Raw genomic sequence first — 18,368 nt, 5'->3', positions numbered from 1 at the left:
ACCGACCGAAGTGAGGAGACATGAACGCCACCCCGATCGCTCGCCGTGTCCGCCGGATCGCACTCGCCGTGGGTTTCACGCTGTCTGCCACGGCCGCCGTCGCCGCCCCCGTCTCGCTGAACATCGTCGATGTCGCGGGGAACCTTCAGCTCACGCAGAAGGCCATCGAAGCCTTCAAGGACAAGAACCCGAACCTCGTCTCGAACGTCACGTTCACGAACGCGCCCGCGCCGCAGTTGCCGGGCAAGATCAAGGCGATGCAGGCGGCGGGGCGCGCCGACATCGACCTCGTGCTGACGGGCACCGACGCGCTGGCCGCCGGCATCGAGCAGAACCTGTGGCAGAAGCTGCTGCCCGACGACGCGGCCGCGCTCCCCGGCGTACTCGACAAATACGCGCCCGGCCCGCGCAAGATGCAGGATCTCGCGCAGGGCTACGGCCTCGAAGTCACCTACATGCCGGCCGGCCCGCTGCTCGAATACAACCCGGCGAAGGTCAGCGACCCGCCGAAGACACCCGATCAGCTGCTCGCCTGGTGCAAGGCGCACCCGAACAAGCTGATCTATGCGCGCCCGGCGAACTCGGGCCCCGGCCGCACGTTCCTGATGGGGCTGCCGTACGTGCTCGGCGACAAGAATCCGCAGGATCCGATCAACGGCTGGGACAAGACCTGGGCGTTCCTGAAGGCGCTGAACGACTGCGTGCCGTACTACCCGGGCGGCACGTCGGCGGTGATGAAGGAACTCGGCGAGGGCACGCGCGACATGACCGTGACCGTCACCGGCTGGGACCTCAACCCGCGCGCCCTCGGCATCGTGCCGGCGGAATTCAAGGTCCAGGCCTTCGACAACATGACGTGGGTCAACGACGCGCACTACATGGTGATCCCGAAGGGTGTGCCGAAGGAAAAGCTCGACGTGCTGTTCAAGCTGATGAACTTCCTGCTCGAACCGGCGCAACAGGCGATGACCTACGACGACGGCTACTTCTATCCGGGCCCGGCGGTGAAGGGCGTGACGCTCGAGATGGCGCCCGCGCACAGCCAGGAGGTGATCAAGAAATTCGGCCGCCCCGAGTACGCGAAGCTGCTCGCGGAGCGCCCGCACGTGCAGCCGCTCAACGCGCAGGCGATGGTCGCCGCGTTCCAGAAGTGGGATCGCGAGATCGGATCGCAGAAGTCGAAGTGACGCAGGAACCGGCGGGCGCCGCGGCGCCCGCGTCGAGGGAGTTCGCGCAATGAAGCACAGTTTCGAACGGCTGCGGCTCGATGGCGTGTGCCGCAGCTTCACCAATGCGGAAGGCGCGCAGGTCGCCGCGCTGAACGGTCTCGATCTCGAGATCCGGCGCGGCGAATTCATCGCGCTGCTCGGCCCGTCGGGCTGCGGCAAGTCGACCGCGCTCAACTGCATCGCGGGGCTGCAGCCGCTCACGCGCGGCGGCATCTGGCTCGACGACACGCGCATCGACGTGCTGCCGCCCGAGCGCCGCGGCTTCGGGATGGTGTTCCAGAACTACGCGCTGTTTCCGCACATGTCGGTGCTCGACAACGTCGGCTTCGGCCTCAAGATGCGCGGCGTGCCGAAGCAGGAAACGCGGCGGCGCGCGCAGCAGGCGCTCGAACTCGTGCAGCTCGTCGGCCACGAGGGCAAGCTGCCCGGGCAACTGTCGGGCGGGCAGCAGCAGCGCGTCGCGATCGCACGCGCGATCGTGATCGAGCCGCCGCTCGTGCTGATGGACGAGCCGCTGTCGAACCTCGACACGAAGCTGCGCATCGAGATGCGCGCCGAGATCCGCCGCATCCACACACAGCTCGAACGCGCAACGATCTACGTGACGCACGACCAGGACGAAGCGCTGTCGATGGCCGACCGCATCGTCGTGATGAAGGAGGGCGTCGTGCAGCAGGTCGCGACGCCGAAGGACGTCTACACGCGCCCGCACAACCTGCACGTCGCGCGCTTCATGGGTTATCGCAACGTGCTGCCGTTCACGCTCGAAGGGATGGCCGGCGATTACGTGAACGTCGCGGCCGGTGGCGTGCGCGTCACGGGCGTGCCGATGGCCGGCTTCGATACGAAGGAGGTCGTGGTCGCGCTGCGCCCCGACGACATCGAGCGGGCAGACGATGCGGGCGACAACACGAACGCGTTCGACTCGACCGTCGAAACGGTCGAGTACGGCGGCCGCGATTCGCTGATCCGCGCGGTCACGCCGTTCGGCCCGATCTGGGCGCGCGTCGCCGGCGAATTCACGGAAGGCGAGCCGCTGCGGCTGCGCGTTGCGCCGTCACGCACGCTCGTCTACCCGGGAGCGCCGACATGAGCGGCGTGGCCGCCGCGCCGTCATACCGGGAGACCGCATGAGCACGGTCGCATCCGGCGGCACGCCGCGCGACGCGAAAGCGTGGCTCGTCACGCCCGCGCTCGCATTCATCGTCGCGCTGTTCATCTATCCGTTCGCGTACGGCCTCGTGCTGTCGTTCCAGCCGATGAACGGCGGCGGCGCGCTCGCGAACTACGTGCAGTTCTTCACCGACGCGGCGATGTGGCCGACCGTGCTCGTCACGCTGAAGCTCGCGGTGCCGGCGACGCTGCTCAACGTCGGCATCGCGGTGCCCGTCGCATTCGCGCTGCGCCGCCACTCGCCGTACCAGAAGTTCGTCACGACGCTGCTCGTGATTCCCGTCACGCTCGGCACGGTGCTCGTCGCCGACGGGATGCTCACGTATTTCGGGCCGAACGGCTGGTTCCCGCAGGCGCTGCAGGGGCTGCACCTGTACACCGACGAAGTGCGCCTCACCCACAACTACTGGGGCGTGCTGCTGTCGCTGATCGTGTCGGGCTTTCCGTTCGCGTTCCTGCTGATGCTGTCGTACATCAGCGGCATCGACCCGACGCTCGCGCGCGCAGCGGCGACGCTCGGCGCGAACCCGTGGCAGCAGTTCCGGCAGATCTACCTGCCGCTGCTCGTGCCGGGGCTGACGATGGCCGCGTGCCTGTCGTTCGTGCAGGCGTTCTCGGTGTTCCCGTCGGCCGTGCTGCTCGGCGCGCCGGCCGGCCCCACACGCGTGATCTCGATCGCGGCGGCGGAAGCCGCGTTCGAGAGCTACGACTATTCGCTCGCATCGGCGATCGCGATCGTGATGGGCTTCGTGCAGTTGCTGGTGGTCGCGTCGATGCTCGGCGCGCGCCGCTTCTTCTATACGGGCGCGGTGACGGGAGGCAAGGGCTGATGGCGACCGACAATCATGCCGCGCGCACCTGGCCGCCGAAGCACGACACGCCCGATGCGCCCGATGCGCGCCCCGTCGACGCGAGGAAACCGCAGAAGATGACAAGCAATCTCGCCGGCCGCGCGTGGAAGGCGCTCGTGTGGGGGCTGATGGCGTTCTTCCTGCTGAACGTGATGCTGCTGATCGCGACCGTCGCGGTGAATTCGATCGCGACCCGCTGGTTCGGCACGCCGCTGCCGCAGGGCTTCACGCTGCACTGGTACGCGAAGGCGTGGGAGGACTTCCAGCTCGCGAGCGTGCTGTGGGTGACCGTCGAGGTCGTCGGCGCGGTCGTGCTGCTGTCGATCGCGCTCGGCGTGCCGGCCGCGTATGCGCTTGCGCGCGTGCAGTTTCGCGGCAAGCGCTTCGCGCTGCTGGTGTTCCTGCTGCCGCTGATGGTGCCGCCCGTCACGTACGGGATCCCGATGGCCACCGTGATGTACAAGGTCGGGCTCGCGGGCACGCTGCCGGGCGTGATCCTCGCAAACCTCGTGCCGGCGCTGCCGTTCGTGATCCTCGTGATGACGCCGTTCATCGAGCAGATCGACCCGAATCTCGAAGCCGCCGCGCGCATCTTCGGCGCGAACACGTGGCGCTATTTCCGCTACGTGCTGCTGCCGCTGCTGGTGCCCGGCATGCTCGCGGCGGGGCTGCTCGTGCTGGTGCGCACGATCGGGATGTTCGAGCTGACCTTCTTCACCGCGGGGCCGAGCACGCAGACGCTCGTCGTCGCGCTGTATTACGCGGTGTTCTCGACCGGCGTGCGCGCGCCGCAGTCGATCGACGCGATGGCGATGATCTACATGGCCATCACGCTCGTGTGGGTCGTGATCGCGCTGCAGTTCGTGAGCCCGACGCAGCTCGTCAGCCGCGTGAAGCAGGAGCGGCAATAGGCGAGGGCGACGCACGGGCACGCGATGCCGCTCGCGCCTCCGTGCAATTGGTTACAAATGGATACCGCGCACCGCGCGCGGACGTTGCAGACTACGCGGCGTTCCCCCGATAACGGATATCCATGAAGTTCCACACGCTGCTGACACTCGCCGGTGCATCGACGCTGCTGGCTGCCTGCAACCTGCTCCACGACGGCCCCGGGTCGAGCGACGTCGACGCCGCCGTGCGCCGCGCGCTCGAGGCGGAAAACCACGGCGGCCTGAACGCGCTGTTCGGCCAGCCGCTGCCCGTCTCGGCCGATGTCGTGTCGGCGAAGCCCGACGGCGACTGCAAGAAGCTCGGCGATCGCACCTACTCGTGCGACGTCGTGGTCACGTGGCGCAATGCCGACTACAAGCCTTCGCGCGCGAACCTGACCTTCGTGCAGGCCGCCGACGGCGCGTGGCAGACGTCCGGCGTCGACGCCGCGATCGTAACCGGCACCGCGAAGTCGCTGGTCGACGAAATCGGCAAGGCGTGGCCGGGCAATGCGGCGAGCGGCGCGTCGGCGCCGCAGTGACGCGCCGGCGGCACGGCGCGCCCGGATTCCGCGGGCATGCGACTTCGTCCTTGCGGGCCGCGATCGTCCCGTTTCTTCAAGCCATCGATGACCATCGCCCCGTGCAGGCGCGACCACGGCCGGCGGGGTGGCGCCATTCGACCGGCGCGACCCGCGTTCGACACCGATTCACTGAAAAGGGGTGCGAACACCTGACCCCAAAGACCGAACGCATCCTCGGTATGTGGGCCACGTTATAGGGAAAACCCTTATTTCGAGATATAATCACGGCCTAAGAGATAGGTCGAACCATGCCTGAACGTTTCCAAACCCTTGAAAAATTTGTGTTTTCCCTCGTCGTGATGTCCGCCGTCGTGTGCTCGGCCTTCCTCGCGTACGAGCGTCACCCCGAGATCAAGATCGCGCTGCACGAAGGCGAAGCGCTGATGCGCGAGAGCGCCAAGTACTCGGTCATCTGCTCGCCGTCCAAGGTCGATCCTTGCGTCGAGATGTCGGCTTACTGAGATTCGCGTCGGTCGCGGTACGCTGCGATCGAAACGGCCGTTTCCAGAATTGGCCCCATTCAGTTTCGGACTTGTCCTATATCGCTGGTCGTCTGGATTCCTTAAAGTAGAGCCCATCAGGCATTCAGAAACCGGCCGCAAGATAGGGCGGATGCACGAACCCGTAACGTGCCGAGTCGCTGGCGTAAGCAGCCCCGAATTCAGCCGGCCCCGCTTCGAGCCATCGAGCGGGGCCGTTCTGTTTGCGCGGGTTGAATGACCTTCAGCCGCGCCATGCGCCGCGCACGTTACACCACATGCCGCGGCGTGCCGCCCACGAACGCGGCGACGTTGTCCACGAGCTGATCGGCGAGCGCCTGCATCGCTTCGTCACTCGCCCACGCGACGTGCGGCGTCAGGATGAATGCCGGATGCGACAGGATCGCGTGGAACGGATGCGCGGCCGGCAGCGGCTCCTGCGTGACCACGTCGAACCCCGCGCCCGCGATCTGCCCCGACTGCAATGCGTTGACCAGCGCACCTTCATCCACGAGCCCGCCGCGCGCGGTATTGATCAGCAATGGCCGGCGCGCCATCCGCGCGAACGCGGCCGCGTCGATCAGGTGCCGCGTCGCCGGCGCGAGCGGGCAGTGCAGCGTGATCACGTCGCTGTCGCGCAGCAGCGTGTCGAGCGGCGCGTAGTCGTCTCCCGCCGCATCGCCGTGCGCCGCGAACCGCACCCGCATGTCGAGCGCGCGGGCGATGCCGGCCACCGCGCGCCCGAGCACGCCGTCGCCGACGATCCCGAGCGTCGAGCCGGCCAGGTCGCGAATCGGATGATCGAAAAAGCAGAACTGCCCGCTGTCGAGCCAGCGCCCGCCACGCACCGCGTCGCGGTACGCGACGAGGCTGCGGCGCAGCGCGAAGATCAGCGCGAACGTATGCTCGGGCACCGTGCGGACCGCATACCCGCGAATATTGCTCACCACGATGCCGCGCGCCGCGCACGCGTCGAGATCGACGATGTCGGTGCCCGTCGCGGCGATCGCGATCATCCGTAGGCGCCGCGCATCGGCGAGCGCTGCCGCGTCGAGCCGCACCTTGTTGGTCACGACGATGTCCGCGTCACCGATGCGCGCGGCTATCTCGTGCGCGGCCGTCCGGTCGAAGGTCTGCAATACGTGCGGGAACGGAAACGGCTTCAGCACGGTGTGCGGCGACAGCGTCGCGCGGTCGAGAAACACGATCTTCGCGGGAGAGGAAGCAGAAAACATGGCGGGTCTCGCTGACAGGCGCCCGGCGGGCGCGGAACGGGTTCGATTCTGCCGGCGGCGCGGGTGCCGTCGTTTGCCCGTTGCGCGAGCGCGCTTTCCCGGATGGAAAGGTTGACGCTACGCGTTGCACGAGGGGCGTGACGCGCGCCTTTCCGAAACGGAAAGGCTGGTTGAGCATCGATCGATTTTCGCCCGGCGCGAACGCCGTCATGATCGCCTTCATCGACACCACGATTTCATCGGAGACAGCCATGACACGCCCCCTGGACGGCATCCGCGTGCTGGAACTCGGCCAACTGATCGCCGGGCCGTTCGCGGGCCGGATGCTCGCCGAATTCGGCGCCGACGTGCTCAAGGTCGAGCCGCCCGGGCTCGGCGACCCGCTGCGCAAATGGCGGCTGCTGCATGAGGGCACGTCGGTCTGGTGGGCCGCGCAGTCGCGCAACAAGACCTCGCTCACGCTCGACCTGCGCACGCCCGAAGGGCAGGACGTCGTGCGCCGCCTTGTGGCCGAGACCGACGTGCTGATCGAGAACTTCCGGCCCGGCACGCTCGAAGGCTGGGGGCTCGGCTGGGACGCGCTGTCCGCGATCAACCCGGGGCTCGTGATGCTGCGCGTGTCGGGCTTCGGGCAGACGGGCCCGTACCGCGACCGTCCCGGCTTCGGCGTGATCGCCGAGGCGATGGGCGGCCTGCGGCACCTGACCGGCGAGCCCGGCCGCACGCCGGTGCGCGTCGGCATCTCGCTCGGCGATTCGCTGTCGGCGCTGCACGGCGTGATCGGCGTGCTGCTTGCGCTGCGGCATCGCGAGCAGCAGGGCGGCAAGGGGCAGGTCGTCGACGTCGCGCTGTACGAGTCGGTCTTCAACATGATGGAAAGCCTGCTGCCCGAATACTCGGCGTTCGGCGCCGTGCGCGAGGCGGCCGGCAGCAGCCTGCCCGGCATCGCGCCGACCAACGCGTACCGCTGCCGCGACGGCAAGTACGCACTGATCGCGGGCAACGGCGACAGCATCTTCCGACGCCTGATGGATCTGATCGGCCGGCCCGATCTCGGCAACGATCCCGCGCTCGCGCACAACGACGGACGCGTCGCGCAGGTCGAGCGCATCGACGCAGCAATCGGCGAATGGAGCGCGCAGCACGATCTCGATGCCGTACTGGCCGCGCTGAACGACGCGCGCATCCCGTCCGGGCGCATCTACGACGTGGCCGACATCGCGGCCGATCCGCATTACCGCGCCCGCGACATGCTCGTCGATGCCGCGTTGCCCGACGGCACGCCGGTACTCGTGCCGGGCATCGTACCGAAGCTCGGCGCGACGCCCGGGCGCATCGAACACGCGGCGCCCGCGCTCGGCGCGGATACCGACGCGGTACTCGAATCGCTCGGCATCGATGCGGCGACGCGCGGCGACTGGCGCACGCGCGGCGTGATCTGAGATGCGGAAACAGGAGAAAACAACATGAGCGGCCAACGCAAACGCCTCTACCTCCACGAAGTCGCGACGCGCGACGGTCTCCAGAACGAAGCGGCATTCGTCGACACCGACGACAAGATCGCGCTCGTCGACGCGCTGAGCGCGTGCGGCTACGCGAAGATCGAGGTCACGTCGTTCACGTCGCCGAAGGCGATCCCTGCGTTACGCGACGCGGAGGCCGTGATGCACGGCATCGCGCGCGCACCCGACGTCGTCTATACGGTGCTCGTGCCGAACGTGCGCGGAGCGGAGCGCGCGCTGTCGTGCGGCGTCGACGAAGTGAACCTCGTGATGTCGATGAGCGAAAGCCACAACCGCGCGAACCTGCGGATGACGCGCGAGCAGTCGTTCGCACAACTGCGCGACGTGATCGACGCGGTACGCGGCGCCGGTGTCGCGATCAACGTGTCGCTGTCGACCGCGATGGGCTGCCCGATGGAAGGCGATGTTGCAGCAGAAGGCGTGCTCGCATGGATGCAGCGCTTCGCGGATCTCGGCGTGCATGGCTTCACGCTGTGCGACACGACGGGCATGGCGTTTCCGTCGCAGGTGCGCGACCTGTCGGCACGGGCACGCGAACGCTTCGGTGCGCTGCAGCTCACGCTGCACTTCCACAACACGCGCGGGATGGCGCTCGCGAATACGCTCGCGGCGCTCGACGCCGGGATCGACCGCTTCGACGCGTCGCTCGGCGGGCTCGGCGGCTGCCCTTACGCGCCGGGCGCGACCGGCAACGCGTGCACCGAGGAGCTCGTGCACATGCTCGAACTCGACGGCTACGATACGGGCATCGATCTCGCGGCCGTGCTGGCCGCGTCGGCACGGCTGCCCGCGCTGATCGGGCATGGCGTGCCGAGCCAGATCCTGAAGGCCGGGCGCCGCTCTGACCTTCATCCGCCGCCGCGCGCGGACGCCGGCGACATGCCCGCGCAGCGCGCGTTCTCATGAACCACGAACAGGAGCGAACCTCATGGCGCTGATCGATCACCTCGACCATCTCGTGCTGACCTGCGTCGATCCCGACCGGACGAAGCATTTCTACACCGAGGTGCTGCAGATGCGGCTCGAAACCTTCGGCGCGGGCCGGATCGCCTTCCGCTTCGGCAACCAGAAGATCAATCTGCACGTGCGCGGCGCGGAATTCGAACCGAAAGCGCATGTGCCGGTGCCCGGCGCGCTCGACCTGTGCTTCATCGCGTCCGTGCCGCTCGACGACGTGATCGCACACCTGAAGCGCGTCGCCTGGCCGATCGTCGAAGGGCCGGTCGAGCGCACGGGCGCGACGCAGAAGATCCGGTCGGTCTACGTGCGCGATCCCGACCTGAACCTGATCGAGATCTCCGAGTTGATCTGAGCACCGGCGCACCACCGCGTCGCCCTCACGCGAGCGGACCTGATCACGGTGCGGCCGCATGCCGCGCCGATCTCCCGCCGAAATCGGACAGCCGGCCTCCGCGCTCGCCGATTCCGGATAGCCGACCCATGCCGCGCTGCGGATAATGCAGGCATCGGCGACTGAGAAGCCGCCTTCGCAGCGGACGCGACGCTCGCGTCCGCGCTTCCGCAACTCGACCGAGGCGATTCCCGATGACGATCCTCTACCGCGGCATGGACCGCGCGGCGCTCGACGCCGCTTATCTGAACACGAAGGTGGTACCCGATTTCCCTGCGTTGCTCGCGTCGATGCAGGCGCGCAGCGCAGCGCTCTATGCAGCCGCGTCCGTCCGGCGCGACCTGCGTTACGGCGCGCAACCCGCGCAGCGTTTCGACTGGCTGTCGTGCGGCCAGGCCGATGCGCCGCTGTTCGTGTTCGTTCACGGCGGCTACTGGCAGCACTGCGCGAAAGAGGATTTCGCGTACGGGGCGCGCGGGCCGCTCGCGCGCGGTTTCGACGTGATACTCGCCGAATACACGCTCGCGCCGATCGCGACGATGACCGACATCGTCGGCGAGATCGGCGCGCTGCTCGACTACCTGGCGAACGACCCGGACGGCCTCGGCACCGCGAAGCGGCCGATCCACCTGAGCGGCCATTCAGCGGGCGGCCATCTGACGGCCGTGCACCGCGCGCATCCGGCCGTCGTCTCGGCGCTCGCGATCAGTCCGCTCGTCGATCTCGAACCGATCTCGCTGTGCTGCCTGAACGACAAGCTGCAGCTCACCGCGCACGAAGTCGACGCGTACAGCCCGTTGCGCCACGTCGGGTCCGGCGCGCCGACGGTCGTCGCGGTCGGCGAAGCCGAGCTGCCCGAACTCGTGCGGCAAGCACGCGACTACGCGACGGCGTGCGAAGCGGCCGGCGAACGAATCATCCACGTAGGATTGCCCGGCATGCAGCACTTCGACGTGCTCGACGATCTCGAGAAGCCGGACGGTGCGATGCTCACCGCCTTGCTGTCGATCGCGCTGCGCTAGGCGCGCCGTATCGCGCGGGGGCGGCCGGGCGTATGATCGGCGTCAGGCCGCCGCGCCGACGGTAGGCGCCGGCACCGCCTTCCCAGGACCCACGACATGGTGAACCCGCTTCATTTCGATCTGCAGTCGCTGCGCGTGTTCGCGCTCGTCGCCGAGCACGGCAGCCTGACGAAAGCGGCCGAACACGGCCAGCTCACGCTGTCCGCGGTCAGCAAGCGTATCGCCGAGCTGGAAAGCGTGACGGGCAGTGCATTGTTCGTCCGGCATGCGCGCGGTGTCGAGCTGACGCCCGCAGGCCGCGCGCTGCTCGACCACGCGGCGAAGGTGATCGAGCAGGTCAACCGGATGGCGCACGAGATGAGCGATTACGTCGCCGGCGTGCGCGGCCATATCCACGTGTGGACCAACACGTCCGCGATCGTGCAGTTCCTGCCCGCCGATCTCGCCGCGTTCCTCACCGACCATCCGGGCATCAAGGTCAGCCTCGAAGAGCGGCTGAGCCACGAGATCGTCGACGCGCTCGCATCCGGCAAGGCCGATCTCGGCGTGTTCGCCGACAACGTGCCGGCCCCCGGCATCGAACGGCGGTTGTACCGGCGCGACGAGCTCGTGCTGCTCGTGCCGCGCACGCACCGGTTCGCCGCGCGCGACAGCATCCGCTTCGCGGATACGCTCGACGAAGACTACGTGGGGCTCAGTGACGGCAGCTCGCTGCTCGCGCGCATGACGGACGCGGCGTTCGCGGTCGAGCGCTCGCTGAAGCTGCGGATCCAGGTATCGAATTTCGACGGTGTGAGCCGGATGATCGAGGCGGGGCTCGGCATCGGCATCCTGCCGCGCGATGCGGTGACCGGCGAGCGCGCGGCGCGGCTCGGGGTCGTGAAGCTCGACGATGCGTGGGCGACGAGAACGCTGTGGGTGGGGGTGAAGGCCGGCGCCGTGCTGACGACCGATATCGCGAAGCTGTTCGATTTCATGTCGGCGCGGTGAGGCGACGCGGCGTGCGCAAAGCCGTTTTGGCCCGGATTCCGAAGAAAACGATCATAGGTTCACGTTCGCACCGATTACCGACGTTCTGTCCAATTCCTCAACCGCTGGATCCGGGGCCGCCACATGAACGAATCGAGCTACCGCCTTGTTGTCGGCTTTGTCGTTGTCGCTTACGGCATCGCGATGTCCGCCGTCATGGCATTTCGTCCGGAACGGATCTTGGCCTTCCATTGCCGATCGAGGGCCTGGCGATGGACGTACAAATTCTTTTACAACATGTCGACCGAAGACATCATGTCGGCCAGAATGATTCGAATCACCCGATTCGAGGGGTGGGTAGGGCTGGTGTTCTGTACGGTCCTCATGTGGGGCTTCCTGTTCCGCAAGTAGCAAGGCGTCACCGGCTCGCGCATTCATGAGCGCCCCTTTGGGGATCGGGCAAACGTGTCACCACAGATGACTGGCGACATATCGCCCAGGAAATCCAGCAGCCATCGAAAATGATGCGGCCGCACGTTCCCATGCCCCGCATTCCCCCGCTCAAACCGGATTGATCTCATCCTGGCTGCGCCGCGTAGTCAGCGGCCCGAGCACGCGCAGCGTGACCGCGACGATACCGAGCGCGACCGAGATTACCCCGAACATCGCACCCGCGCCATAACTGCCGAGCACCGGCAACAACACGAACGGCAACACCCCGCTGACGATCCTCGACAGCGCATAGGTGCTGCCGATCGCCGTCGAGCGCACCCGCGCCGGGAAAATCTCTGCCTGATACACGTGATACGCGTTGCTGAACACGTTCGACGCACAGGTCGTCAGGAACCCGAAGCCGACGATCAGCGCGGTATTGCCCGAATACGCGAAGCACAGCCCGAACACGGCGATCGACAGGATCGACACGATCACGAGCGTGCGGCGCTCGATCCAGTTGAGCAACGGAATCGACAGCAGCGAGCCGACCGGATAGCCGATGAACGACAGCGCGATGAACAGCGTGCTGTCCGTCACGTCGAAGCCGCGACTTTTCACGACCGTGCCGGCCAGCGTGCCGAACCCGTAATAACCGAAGCCCTGAAACAGGTGAAAGATCGCGAGCATCACGTAGCGCGCGCCGTACGGTTCGCGTCGCAGCAGCGCGATACGCTCGCCAAGCCCGAGCGGCCGTTGCGGCTCGACCGGCTCCGCGAATTGCTCTGGCACGCGCACGCCGGTGCCTTCCGCGAAGCGTCGCAATGCCGCATGCGCGTCGGCGGTGCGACCCTGCGCGAGCAGCCAGCGCGGGCTCTCCGGCAGCCGATGCTGGACGAACAGCACGTACACGGCGCCGAGGCTGCCGATCGCGAGGATGATGCGCCAGCCGGCCACGCCACCGACATGAAGCGGGTTCAACCACAGCGCCAGAAACCCGACGAGCGGCACCGCGACATAGGAAGTCGTATAGGCCCACGCGGCGAGCCTGCCGCGCTTTTCCTTCGGCAGGATCTCGGACAGGAAGCTGTCGGCAACCGGATAGATCGCGCCGACGCCGATGCCGGTCAGGAACCGGCACGCGACGAGCATGTCGGCATTCACCGCAAACGCGCCGACCAGCGAGAATGCGCTGTACCACGTGAGCGTCAGCAGGAACGCCTTGCGCCGGCCGATGCGGTCGGCGAGGCTGCCGAGGCACATCGCGCCGACGAACATGCCGATGAACGCCGATGCGAGCAGCAGCTTGAAATCGGTGCTCTGCCGGCTCAGCCCGTATTCGTTCTGCAACGCGGAACCGATCGTGCTGACGAGGAAGATCTCGTACATGTCGAAGAACAGTCCGATGCCGATCACCCAGACGACGAACCGGTGCAACGCGCCGACGGGCAGGTCGTCCATGAAATCGCCGAGCGTGACGCGGCGGGCGGGGAGGGCCGACGCATCGGCGCCGGCGGCAGTGGCCGGCGGCCGTGCGAACGCGGGTTCGCCCGCGCTGCCGCCGAGATCGAGGGAATGGCTGTTCATCGTGTCTCCTGATTATCGATACGCCGTGGCGCGAGGCCCGGCCGTTCGCAACCGGCGCGCTGCATCCGGTCGCACGACGTGGCGGCAGGCACCGCAAGGCCAGTGAAAGGGCCGAATAGGCGGGCTGTACCGATCGTTCGACACATGGTGGGCAAATCCGCGGCACGTGATAATTGCGGATGCCTCAAGCGTCCTTTCCTGCGCAGAAAGGGTGCGGAACACGCGGCAATCGGCATGCACGCGGCAGGCCCGTGCAGCCTGCCTGGCGCGCGGTCATGCACCGGAGCCGATTGCGCGCTCGCACAACCGGCAGGCCGGGAAAACCATGAGGCCGATGGCCCGGCCGCCGGCGCGAACACCACCGGCGGCCACGCGTTCGCGCTCAGTCGGCCGGCACGAACGCCGTCCCGTGAAACACGCGCACGGGGTTGCCGCGCTCCAGTGCAAAGTGCTGCATCCGCCGCTGCCGGCGCGCATCGGACGCGTGACGGTCGGCCTCCTGCTGCAGTCGAACCTGCAGCAACTGCAGCGCCAGGCACTTGTTCGCGTGCTGGCTGCGCTCGCTTTCCACGCGCACCGACAGGCCGGTCGCGACATGGGTCGCACGAATCGCGGAGCTCGTCTTGTTCACGTGCTGGCCGCCCGGCCCGCGTGCGCGCATCGCTTCGAACCGCACATCGCCATCCGGCAGCGGTTGCGCGTCGGCGCAGCGCGTGACGCCGATGAACCAGTTCTTGCGCGGATGGCGCAACCGGTACGGGCTCGCGCAAATCCATTGCAGCGTGCCCGTCCAGCGGTCCGCGAGCGCCTGCGCACCTTCGCCGTCGAGGTCGAGCAGCGCCGAGCGCAGCGTGCCGGGCCGTTCGCCCGGCTGCGCATCGAGCACGGTGACGACGACGCGCTTCGCATCGGCTTCCGTCTGCAGCCGCCGCAACGCATTGGCCGCGGCCAGCTGGCATTCGAGCGGGCCGTGCGCCGAAGAAATCTGCATCAGCATCGGCCAGCCTCCCCGGACGTCTTGTAGGTCAGCACCGGCGCGAGCCGCGCCAGCTTGCGCAGCAGCCCGGCCGCTTCGAGCGCGTCGACGACGCTGTCGATCGGCTTGTAGGCCTGCGGCGCTTCCTCGTACAGCAGTTCGCGGTCTTCGCAGATCACGTGGCTGCCGAGCGGCGTGCGCGTGAGCTGCGACGGCGTGAAGCGCCGTTCGAGGCGCCCCTTGCAGTCGCCGCGCGCCCACTTGCGGCCCGCACCGTGCGCCAGCGACGCCAGGCTGGCCGCATCGTCGGGCCGCACCGGCGCGACGAGGTAGCTGAAGTCGCCGCGCGATCCGGGAATGACGACCGGCCCCGCATCGGCCGGCGTCGCACCTTTGCGATGCAGCCAGCCCGGCTCGCCGTCGACACTCGCGCGGCTCACCAGGTTGTGGTTCACGTCGAGCACGCACCGGCCATCGGTGCGCCAGCGCGCCAGCATGCGCCGCGCGATCAGGTCGCGATTCGCGATCGCGTAGCGCAACGCCGCATCGTGACGCGCGAGGTACGCCGTGCATGCGGCATCCGTGTCGACGAGACCGTTGTAGCCGTGCTCGCGCATGTGCTGCTCGAGGATCGACTGGCCGAAGCCGCGCGATCCGCTATGCACGAGCAGCAGCAGGCGATCGGGATCGAGGCCGAGCGCCGCGACGGCATCGGTGTCGTACACCGCGTCGATCCGCTGCGCCTCCGCGAAATGATTGCCGCTGCCGATCGTGCCGAGCGATGCCGCGTACGCGTGATCCGCGAACCCGGCGGCCGCGACGAGCGGCTGCCAGCTTGCATCGGGCGTGGCGTCGATCGAGCCGAGCCGGCTCGCGAGCTTCGACGCACTGACGCGCCGCGCATCGAGCGCGGTTTGCCACAGCGCCATCCCGCAGCCGATATCGCCGCCGATCAGCGCCGGATACAGCCGGCCCGTCGAGAAGAACGCGGCGCCAACGGGATAGCCGCGTCCGGGGTGAAGATCGGGCATGCCGGCGACGCGCCGCATGCCGGGGAGGGTGGCAGCGTGTTCGAGCTGCCGGATCGCCTCACCTTCGATCCAGGTGGTGGCGCAAGCGCACAACGTGATGCGCTCGCCCAGGTATTGCATGGAATTGCCCATGGAGGTTTCCGTTCGATGAAAAGGAAGAACGGCGGGCCATGGTGCAGGCAGCGCACACATGCGCTGCCCGACATCGGAAGTCGGGAAGAGGGCGGCACGACCGGATCGGAACGACCCGGCTCATCGCCGTGACGGCGATACGGGGTGCTGCTTGGCGTGAACGATGAAACGAACGGACGCGAAAAACCCGAACTACGACCCGCGACGGGAGGAGTGCTGGCGTGACGTCATGATTTCTTCTCCTTGCGAGTGAGGGGTTGATCGGAATGGCGGCGACTCTAGCATGCACGCGACGAGCGCAGCAAGCGGGTGGCGCGGCGTGGCCCATCGAATCACGGCTCGATGTGGCGAAAAACACACAAACAGGAATCCGGATCATTTCCATGTCGATGGCGCGCGTGGCACGCCACAGCAGGCATTCGACGCACGCCGACAACCGCAACGGCCGTACCCGGCCGCGCTTGACAGCACACATGCCGTTTCGTAGCATCCGCCTGCTTCATCCCTGAACCCTCATCGAATCGGTGATCCAAGTGCCCGCAAACATTCGTCCCTTCGCCTGATACGCCGACGACTGCCGTCCCGGCCGCGTGTCGTCCTGCCCGTTCCCGTCCGCCTCGCGGCACCGGAACAGTGATCGCAGGGCCGCGCCCGGACACGCACTGACACCGCAACGCACACCCCATCGTTCGTTCACGTCGTCGGCTTTTTCTGATGTTTCCGGAGAAAGACCATGACGCTGGATTTCCGCGCCTACGCGCAATCGCTCGACCTCGCCCGCTACCCGCGCACGCCGCACCTCGAAGGCTCGCGCCTGCAGGACGGCGACGAAGGTCACGACCACGTTCCCTATCGCACCCTCGCAGGCGCCCATCTCGTCGTCGAGGAAAAGCTCGACGGCGCGAACACGGGCATCAGCTTCAGCCCCGCGGGCGAACTGCTGCTGCAGTCGCGCGGCCACTATCTGGCCGGCGGCGGCCGCGAACGGCAGTTCGGGTTCGTGAAGACCTGGGCCGCCGCCCATGCCGGCTGGCTGCTCGATCGCCTCGGCGATCGCTACGTGATGTACGGCGAGACGATGAGCAAGAAGCACGCGGTGTTCTACGACGCGCTGCCGCATCACTTTTTCGAGTTCGACGTGTTCGATCGCGCAACGGGCCGTTTCCTGTCGACACCCGCGCGTCGCGCGCTGCTCGCCGACGGGCCCGTGCTGTCGGTGCCCGTGCTGTACGAAGGCATCGCGCCGGCGCGACTCGCGGACCTGAAGGCCATGCTCGGCCCGTCGCTCGCGAAGACGCCGGACTGGCGTCGCGCGTTCGAGGAAACGGTGCGGCGGCAGGGGCTCGACCTCGCGCGTGCATGGCAGCAGTGCGACAAGTCGGAGCGCTCCGAAGGGCTCTACGTGAAGGTCGAGACGGACGACACGACGACCGCGCGCCTGAAGTGGGTGCGCCACGATTTCGTGCAGGCCATTCTCGAATCGGCTCGCCATCACTCGGAGCAGCCGTTCATCCCGAACCTGCTCGCGCCGGGTGTCGACCTGTATGCGCCGCGCCCGACGGTCACGTGGGCATCGATCCCCGCCGCGCGCCCGAACCCATGAATTCGGAACGGCCGTGTGCCGTTTCGAGAGGAGTCTTGATCATGAAGTACGAACAATTGCAGGCACTCGTGCCCGCACCCGGCCGGCAGCCGGACTATCACGCGTGTCTCGCGGCATTTCCCGCGCTCGAACACGCGAAAGCGACACCGCAGGAGCCCGCGCACCACGGCGAAGGCGACGTGTGGACGCATACGATGATGGTGATCGATGCGCTGCTCGCGCTGCCCGAGTACCAGGCCGCATCGCGTGGCGACCAGGAGATCGTGTTCCTGGCCGCGCTGCTGCACGACATCGCGAAGCACGGCACGACGGTCATCGATCCCGTTACCGGTGCGATCGGCCATCCCGGCCACTCGCGCAAGGGCGCGATCGATGCGCGGATTGCACTGTGGGATGCCGGCGTGCCGTTCGCGGTGCGCGAAGCGATCTGCCGGATGATCGCCGTGCACCAGGTGCCGTTCTTCGCGATGAGCGGGTCGCGCCGCGGCACGCCGGAGTTCATCGCGCGCGAGCTGTCATGGCAGGTCAGCCTGCCGCTGCTGTGCCTGCTTGCCGAAGCCGATATCCGCGGGCGCATCTGCGACGACACGCAGCGCGTGCTCGACAACATCGAACTGTTGCGCGAACTGGCGCGGGAAGAGGGCTGCTACGGCCAGCCGCGTGCATTCGCCGATGCGCACACGGCGCTCAGCTACTTTCGCGGTGCGGACGTGCATCCCGACTATCCGCTGTTTCGCACACCGGGCGCGCAGGTCGTCGTGATGTCGGGCCTGCCTGCGTCGGGCAAGAACACGTGGGTGGCGCGGCATCATCCGGATCTGCCGGTCGTGTCGTTCGACGATGCGCGCGATGCATTGGGTCTGCGTCATGGGCAGAACGAGGGCGCGGTCGCGCACCATGCTATCGACGCCGCGAAGGCACTGTTGCGCGCGCAACAACCGTTCGTGTGGAATGCGACGAACCTGTCGCCGCTAATGCGCAAGAAGACGCTCGACCTGCTGTTTGCATACAACGCCGACGTGACGCTCGTCTACCTCGAACAGCCGCGCGCGGAACTGTTGCGCCGCAACGCGCGGCGTGACACGTCGCTGACGAACCGCGCGCTCGAGGCGATGCTGTTGCGCTGGGATTTGCCGCTGCCCACCGAAGCGCACGCAGTGCGGTATGAAGTCTGATGCGCCAACGTCACGACACGAGCCGGTACGCCGCAATTTACCGCGGCGTACCGGCTCGTTTCATTTCAGCGATGCATTCCGCTGCGT

Annotated in this window: 18 protein-coding genes; 14 read left to right on the top strand and 4 right to left on the bottom strand. The window is 67.5% G+C overall.

Features of this window, described 5'->3' with window-relative positions; translation table 11 throughout:
* The first annotated feature begins 20 nt into the window (after positions 1–20).
* The 6 genes from QZM35_RS11440 to QZM35_RS11415 all read left to right on the top strand — a co-directional run bounded on the left by QZM35_RS11440 (position 21) and on the right by QZM35_RS11415 (position 5,227).
* A complete protein-coding gene (locus QZM35_RS11440) occupies positions 21–1,187 on the top strand; it encodes an ABC transporter substrate-binding protein (protein ID WP_089425439.1) in 1,167 nt (388 codons plus the stop codon).
* Between the two features lie 49 nt (positions 1,188–1,236).
* A complete protein-coding gene (locus QZM35_RS11435) occupies positions 1,237–2,322 on the top strand; it encodes an ABC transporter ATP-binding protein (protein ID WP_089425440.1) in 1,086 nt (361 codons plus the stop codon).
* A 37-nt stretch (positions 2,323–2,359) separates the two neighbouring features.
* Entirely contained in the window at positions 2,360–3,232 is an 873-nt protein-coding gene (locus QZM35_RS11430) for an ABC transporter permease (RefSeq protein ID WP_089431089.1), read from the top strand.
* Positions 3,232–4,164, top strand: coding sequence for an ABC transporter permease (locus tag QZM35_RS11425; RefSeq protein ID WP_089425442.1), 933 nt, complete (start codon positions 3,232–3,234; stop codon positions 4,162–4,164). The genes QZM35_RS11430 and QZM35_RS11425 overlap by 1 nt, the downstream gene beginning before the upstream one ends.
* 122 nt (positions 4,165–4,286) lie before the next feature.
* Complete coding sequence (locus QZM35_RS11420) at positions 4,287–4,724, top strand: hypothetical protein (RefSeq protein ID WP_089425443.1); 438 nt, start codon at positions 4,287–4,289, stop codon at positions 4,722–4,724.
* Between the two features lie 290 nt (positions 4,725–5,014).
* Entirely contained in the window at positions 5,015–5,227 is a 213-nt protein-coding gene (locus tag QZM35_RS11415) for a hypothetical protein (protein ID WP_006497261.1), read from the top strand.
* Positions 5,228–5,514: 287 nt separating this feature from the next.
* Here the strand turns inward: QZM35_RS11415 and QZM35_RS11410 are convergent, their stop codons facing one another.
* Positions 5,515–6,480, bottom strand: a complete 966-nt coding sequence (locus QZM35_RS11410) for a D-2-hydroxyacid dehydrogenase (RefSeq protein WP_301775927.1) — start codon at positions 6,478–6,480, stop codon at positions 5,515–5,517.
* 251 nt (positions 6,481–6,731) lie between these two features.
* On the opposite strand from QZM35_RS11410, the gene QZM35_RS11405 reads away from it, so the two are divergent.
* From QZM35_RS11405 to QZM35_RS11380, 6 genes are all read left to right on the top strand, one after another.
* Positions 6,732–7,922 (top strand): CaiB/BaiF CoA-transferase family protein, encoded by a 1,191-nt coding sequence (locus tag QZM35_RS11405; protein ID WP_301775926.1) that lies wholly within the window; start codon positions 6,732–6,734, stop codon positions 7,920–7,922.
* A gap of 24 nt (positions 7,923–7,946) precedes the next feature.
* Entirely contained in the window at positions 7,947–8,909 is a 963-nt protein-coding gene (locus tag QZM35_RS11400; protein ID WP_301775925.1) for a hydroxymethylglutaryl-CoA lyase, read from the top strand.
* A 22-nt stretch (positions 8,910–8,931) separates the two neighbouring features.
* Positions 8,932–9,315 carry a VOC family protein gene (locus QZM35_RS11395; RefSeq protein WP_089425446.1) on the top strand — a complete coding sequence of 128 codons (384 nt, stop codon included), beginning with the start codon at positions 8,932–8,934 and terminating at the stop codon, positions 9,313–9,315.
* 233 nt (positions 9,316–9,548) lie between these two features.
* Positions 9,549–10,376, top strand: coding sequence for an alpha/beta hydrolase (locus tag QZM35_RS11390; protein ID WP_301775924.1), 828 nt, complete (start codon positions 9,549–9,551; stop codon positions 10,374–10,376).
* A 96-nt stretch (positions 10,377–10,472) separates the two neighbouring features.
* Positions 10,473–11,366 carry a LysR family transcriptional regulator gene (locus tag QZM35_RS11385; RefSeq protein ID WP_089425448.1) on the top strand — a complete coding sequence of 298 codons (894 nt, stop codon included), beginning with the start codon at positions 10,473–10,475 and terminating at the stop codon, positions 11,364–11,366.
* A 123-nt stretch (positions 11,367–11,489) separates the two neighbouring features.
* The gene (locus tag QZM35_RS11380; protein ID WP_089431092.1) at positions 11,490–11,756 is read left to right on the top strand and encodes a hypothetical protein; all 267 of its coding nucleotides are present in this window, start codon (positions 11,490–11,492) and stop codon (positions 11,754–11,756) included.
* Positions 11,757–11,906: 150 nt separating this feature from the next.
* Here QZM35_RS11380 and QZM35_RS11375 read toward each other — a convergent pair whose 3' ends face one another.
* The 3 genes from QZM35_RS11375 to QZM35_RS11365 form a co-directional block, all read right to left on the bottom strand.
* Positions 11,907–13,364, bottom strand: a complete 1,458-nt coding sequence (locus tag QZM35_RS11375) for an MFS transporter (RefSeq protein WP_301775923.1) — start codon at positions 13,362–13,364, stop codon at positions 11,907–11,909.
* Positions 13,365–13,746: 382 nt separating this feature from the next.
* Positions 13,747–14,355: a peptide chain release factor H gene (gene prfH, locus QZM35_RS11370; RefSeq protein ID WP_367620781.1), complete on the bottom strand. Its 609-nt coding sequence runs from the start codon at positions 14,353–14,355 to the stop codon at positions 13,747–13,749.
* Positions 14,355–15,503 (bottom strand): RNA ligase RtcB family protein, encoded by a 1,149-nt coding sequence (locus tag QZM35_RS11365; protein WP_301775921.1) that lies wholly within the window; start codon positions 15,501–15,503, stop codon positions 14,355–14,357. The genes prfH and QZM35_RS11365 overlap by 1 nt, the downstream gene beginning before the upstream one ends.
* Positions 15,504–16,236: 733 nt before the next feature.
* Here QZM35_RS11365 and QZM35_RS11360 point away from each other — a divergent pair.
* The gene (locus QZM35_RS11360; protein ID WP_301775920.1) at positions 16,237–17,106 is read left to right on the top strand and encodes an RNA ligase family protein; all 870 of its coding nucleotides are present in this window, start codon (positions 16,237–16,239) and stop codon (positions 17,104–17,106) included.
* Positions 17,107–17,147: 41 nt separating this feature from the next.
* Positions 17,148–18,281 carry an AAA family ATPase gene (locus tag QZM35_RS11355; RefSeq protein ID WP_301775919.1) on the top strand — a complete coding sequence of 378 codons (1,134 nt, stop codon included), beginning with the start codon at positions 17,148–17,150 and terminating at the stop codon, positions 18,279–18,281.
* Positions 18,282–18,368: the final 87 nt, after the last annotated feature.

The sequence above is a fragment of the Burkholderia sp. AU45274 genome (assembly GCF_030482505.1).
GTDB lineage: Bacteria > Pseudomonadota > Gammaproteobacteria > Burkholderiales > Burkholderiaceae > Burkholderia.
This window is presented reverse-complemented; position numbering and strand designations above follow the sequence as displayed.

Bases quoted from the DNA above. Each gene is read 5' to 3' on its own strand.
- QZM35_RS11440 (WP_089425439.1), top strand. From the start codon at position 21: ATGAACGCCACCCCGATCGCTCGCCGTGTCCGCCGGATCGCACTCGCC.
- QZM35_RS11365 (WP_301775921.1), bottom strand. From the start codon at position 15,503: ATGGGCAATTCCATGCAATACCTGGGCGAGCGCATCACGTTGTGCGCT.
- QZM35_RS11420 (WP_089425443.1), top strand. From the start codon at position 4,287: ATGAAGTTCCACACGCTGCTGACACTCGCCGGTGCATCGACGCTGCTG.
- QZM35_RS11425 (WP_089425442.1), top strand. From the start codon at position 3,232: ATGGCGACCGACAATCATGCCGCGCGCACCTGGCCGCCGAAGCACGAC.
- QZM35_RS11395 (WP_089425446.1), top strand. From the start codon at position 8,932: ATGGCGCTGATCGATCACCTCGACCATCTCGTGCTGACCTGCGTCGAT.
- QZM35_RS11430 (WP_089431089.1), top strand. From the start codon at position 2,360: ATGAGCACGGTCGCATCCGGCGGCACGCCGCGCGACGCGAAAGCGTGG.
- QZM35_RS11435 (WP_089425440.1), top strand. From the start codon at position 1,237: ATGAAGCACAGTTTCGAACGGCTGCGGCTCGATGGCGTGTGCCGCAGC.
- QZM35_RS11375 (WP_301775923.1), bottom strand. From the start codon at position 13,364: ATGAACAGCCATTCCCTCGATCTCGGCGGCAGCGCGGGCGAACCCGCG.
- QZM35_RS11390 (WP_301775924.1), top strand. From the start codon at position 9,549: ATGACGATCCTCTACCGCGGCATGGACCGCGCGGCGCTCGACGCCGCT.
- QZM35_RS11405 (WP_301775926.1), top strand. From the start codon at position 6,732: ATGACACGCCCCCTGGACGGCATCCGCGTGCTGGAACTCGGCCAACTG.
- QZM35_RS11400 (WP_301775925.1), top strand. From the start codon at position 7,947: ATGAGCGGCCAACGCAAACGCCTCTACCTCCACGAAGTCGCGACGCGC.
- QZM35_RS11415 (WP_006497261.1), top strand. From the start codon at position 5,015: ATGCCTGAACGTTTCCAAACCCTTGAAAAATTTGTGTTTTCCCTCGTC.
- QZM35_RS11380 (WP_089431092.1), top strand. From the start codon at position 11,490: ATGAACGAATCGAGCTACCGCCTTGTTGTCGGCTTTGTCGTTGTCGCT.
- QZM35_RS11360 (WP_301775920.1), top strand. From the start codon at position 16,237: ATGACGCTGGATTTCCGCGCCTACGCGCAATCGCTCGACCTCGCCCGC.
- prfH (WP_367620781.1), bottom strand. From the start codon at position 14,355: ATGCAGATTTCTTCGGCGCACGGCCCGCTCGAATGCCAGCTGGCCGCG.
- QZM35_RS11385 (WP_089425448.1), top strand. From the start codon at position 10,473: ATGGTGAACCCGCTTCATTTCGATCTGCAGTCGCTGCGCGTGTTCGCG.
- QZM35_RS11355 (WP_301775919.1), top strand. From the start codon at position 17,148: ATGAAGTACGAACAATTGCAGGCACTCGTGCCCGCACCCGGCCGGCAG.
- QZM35_RS11410 (WP_301775927.1), bottom strand. From the start codon at position 6,480: ATGTTTTCTGCTTCCTCTCCCGCGAAGATCGTGTTTCTCGACCGCGCG.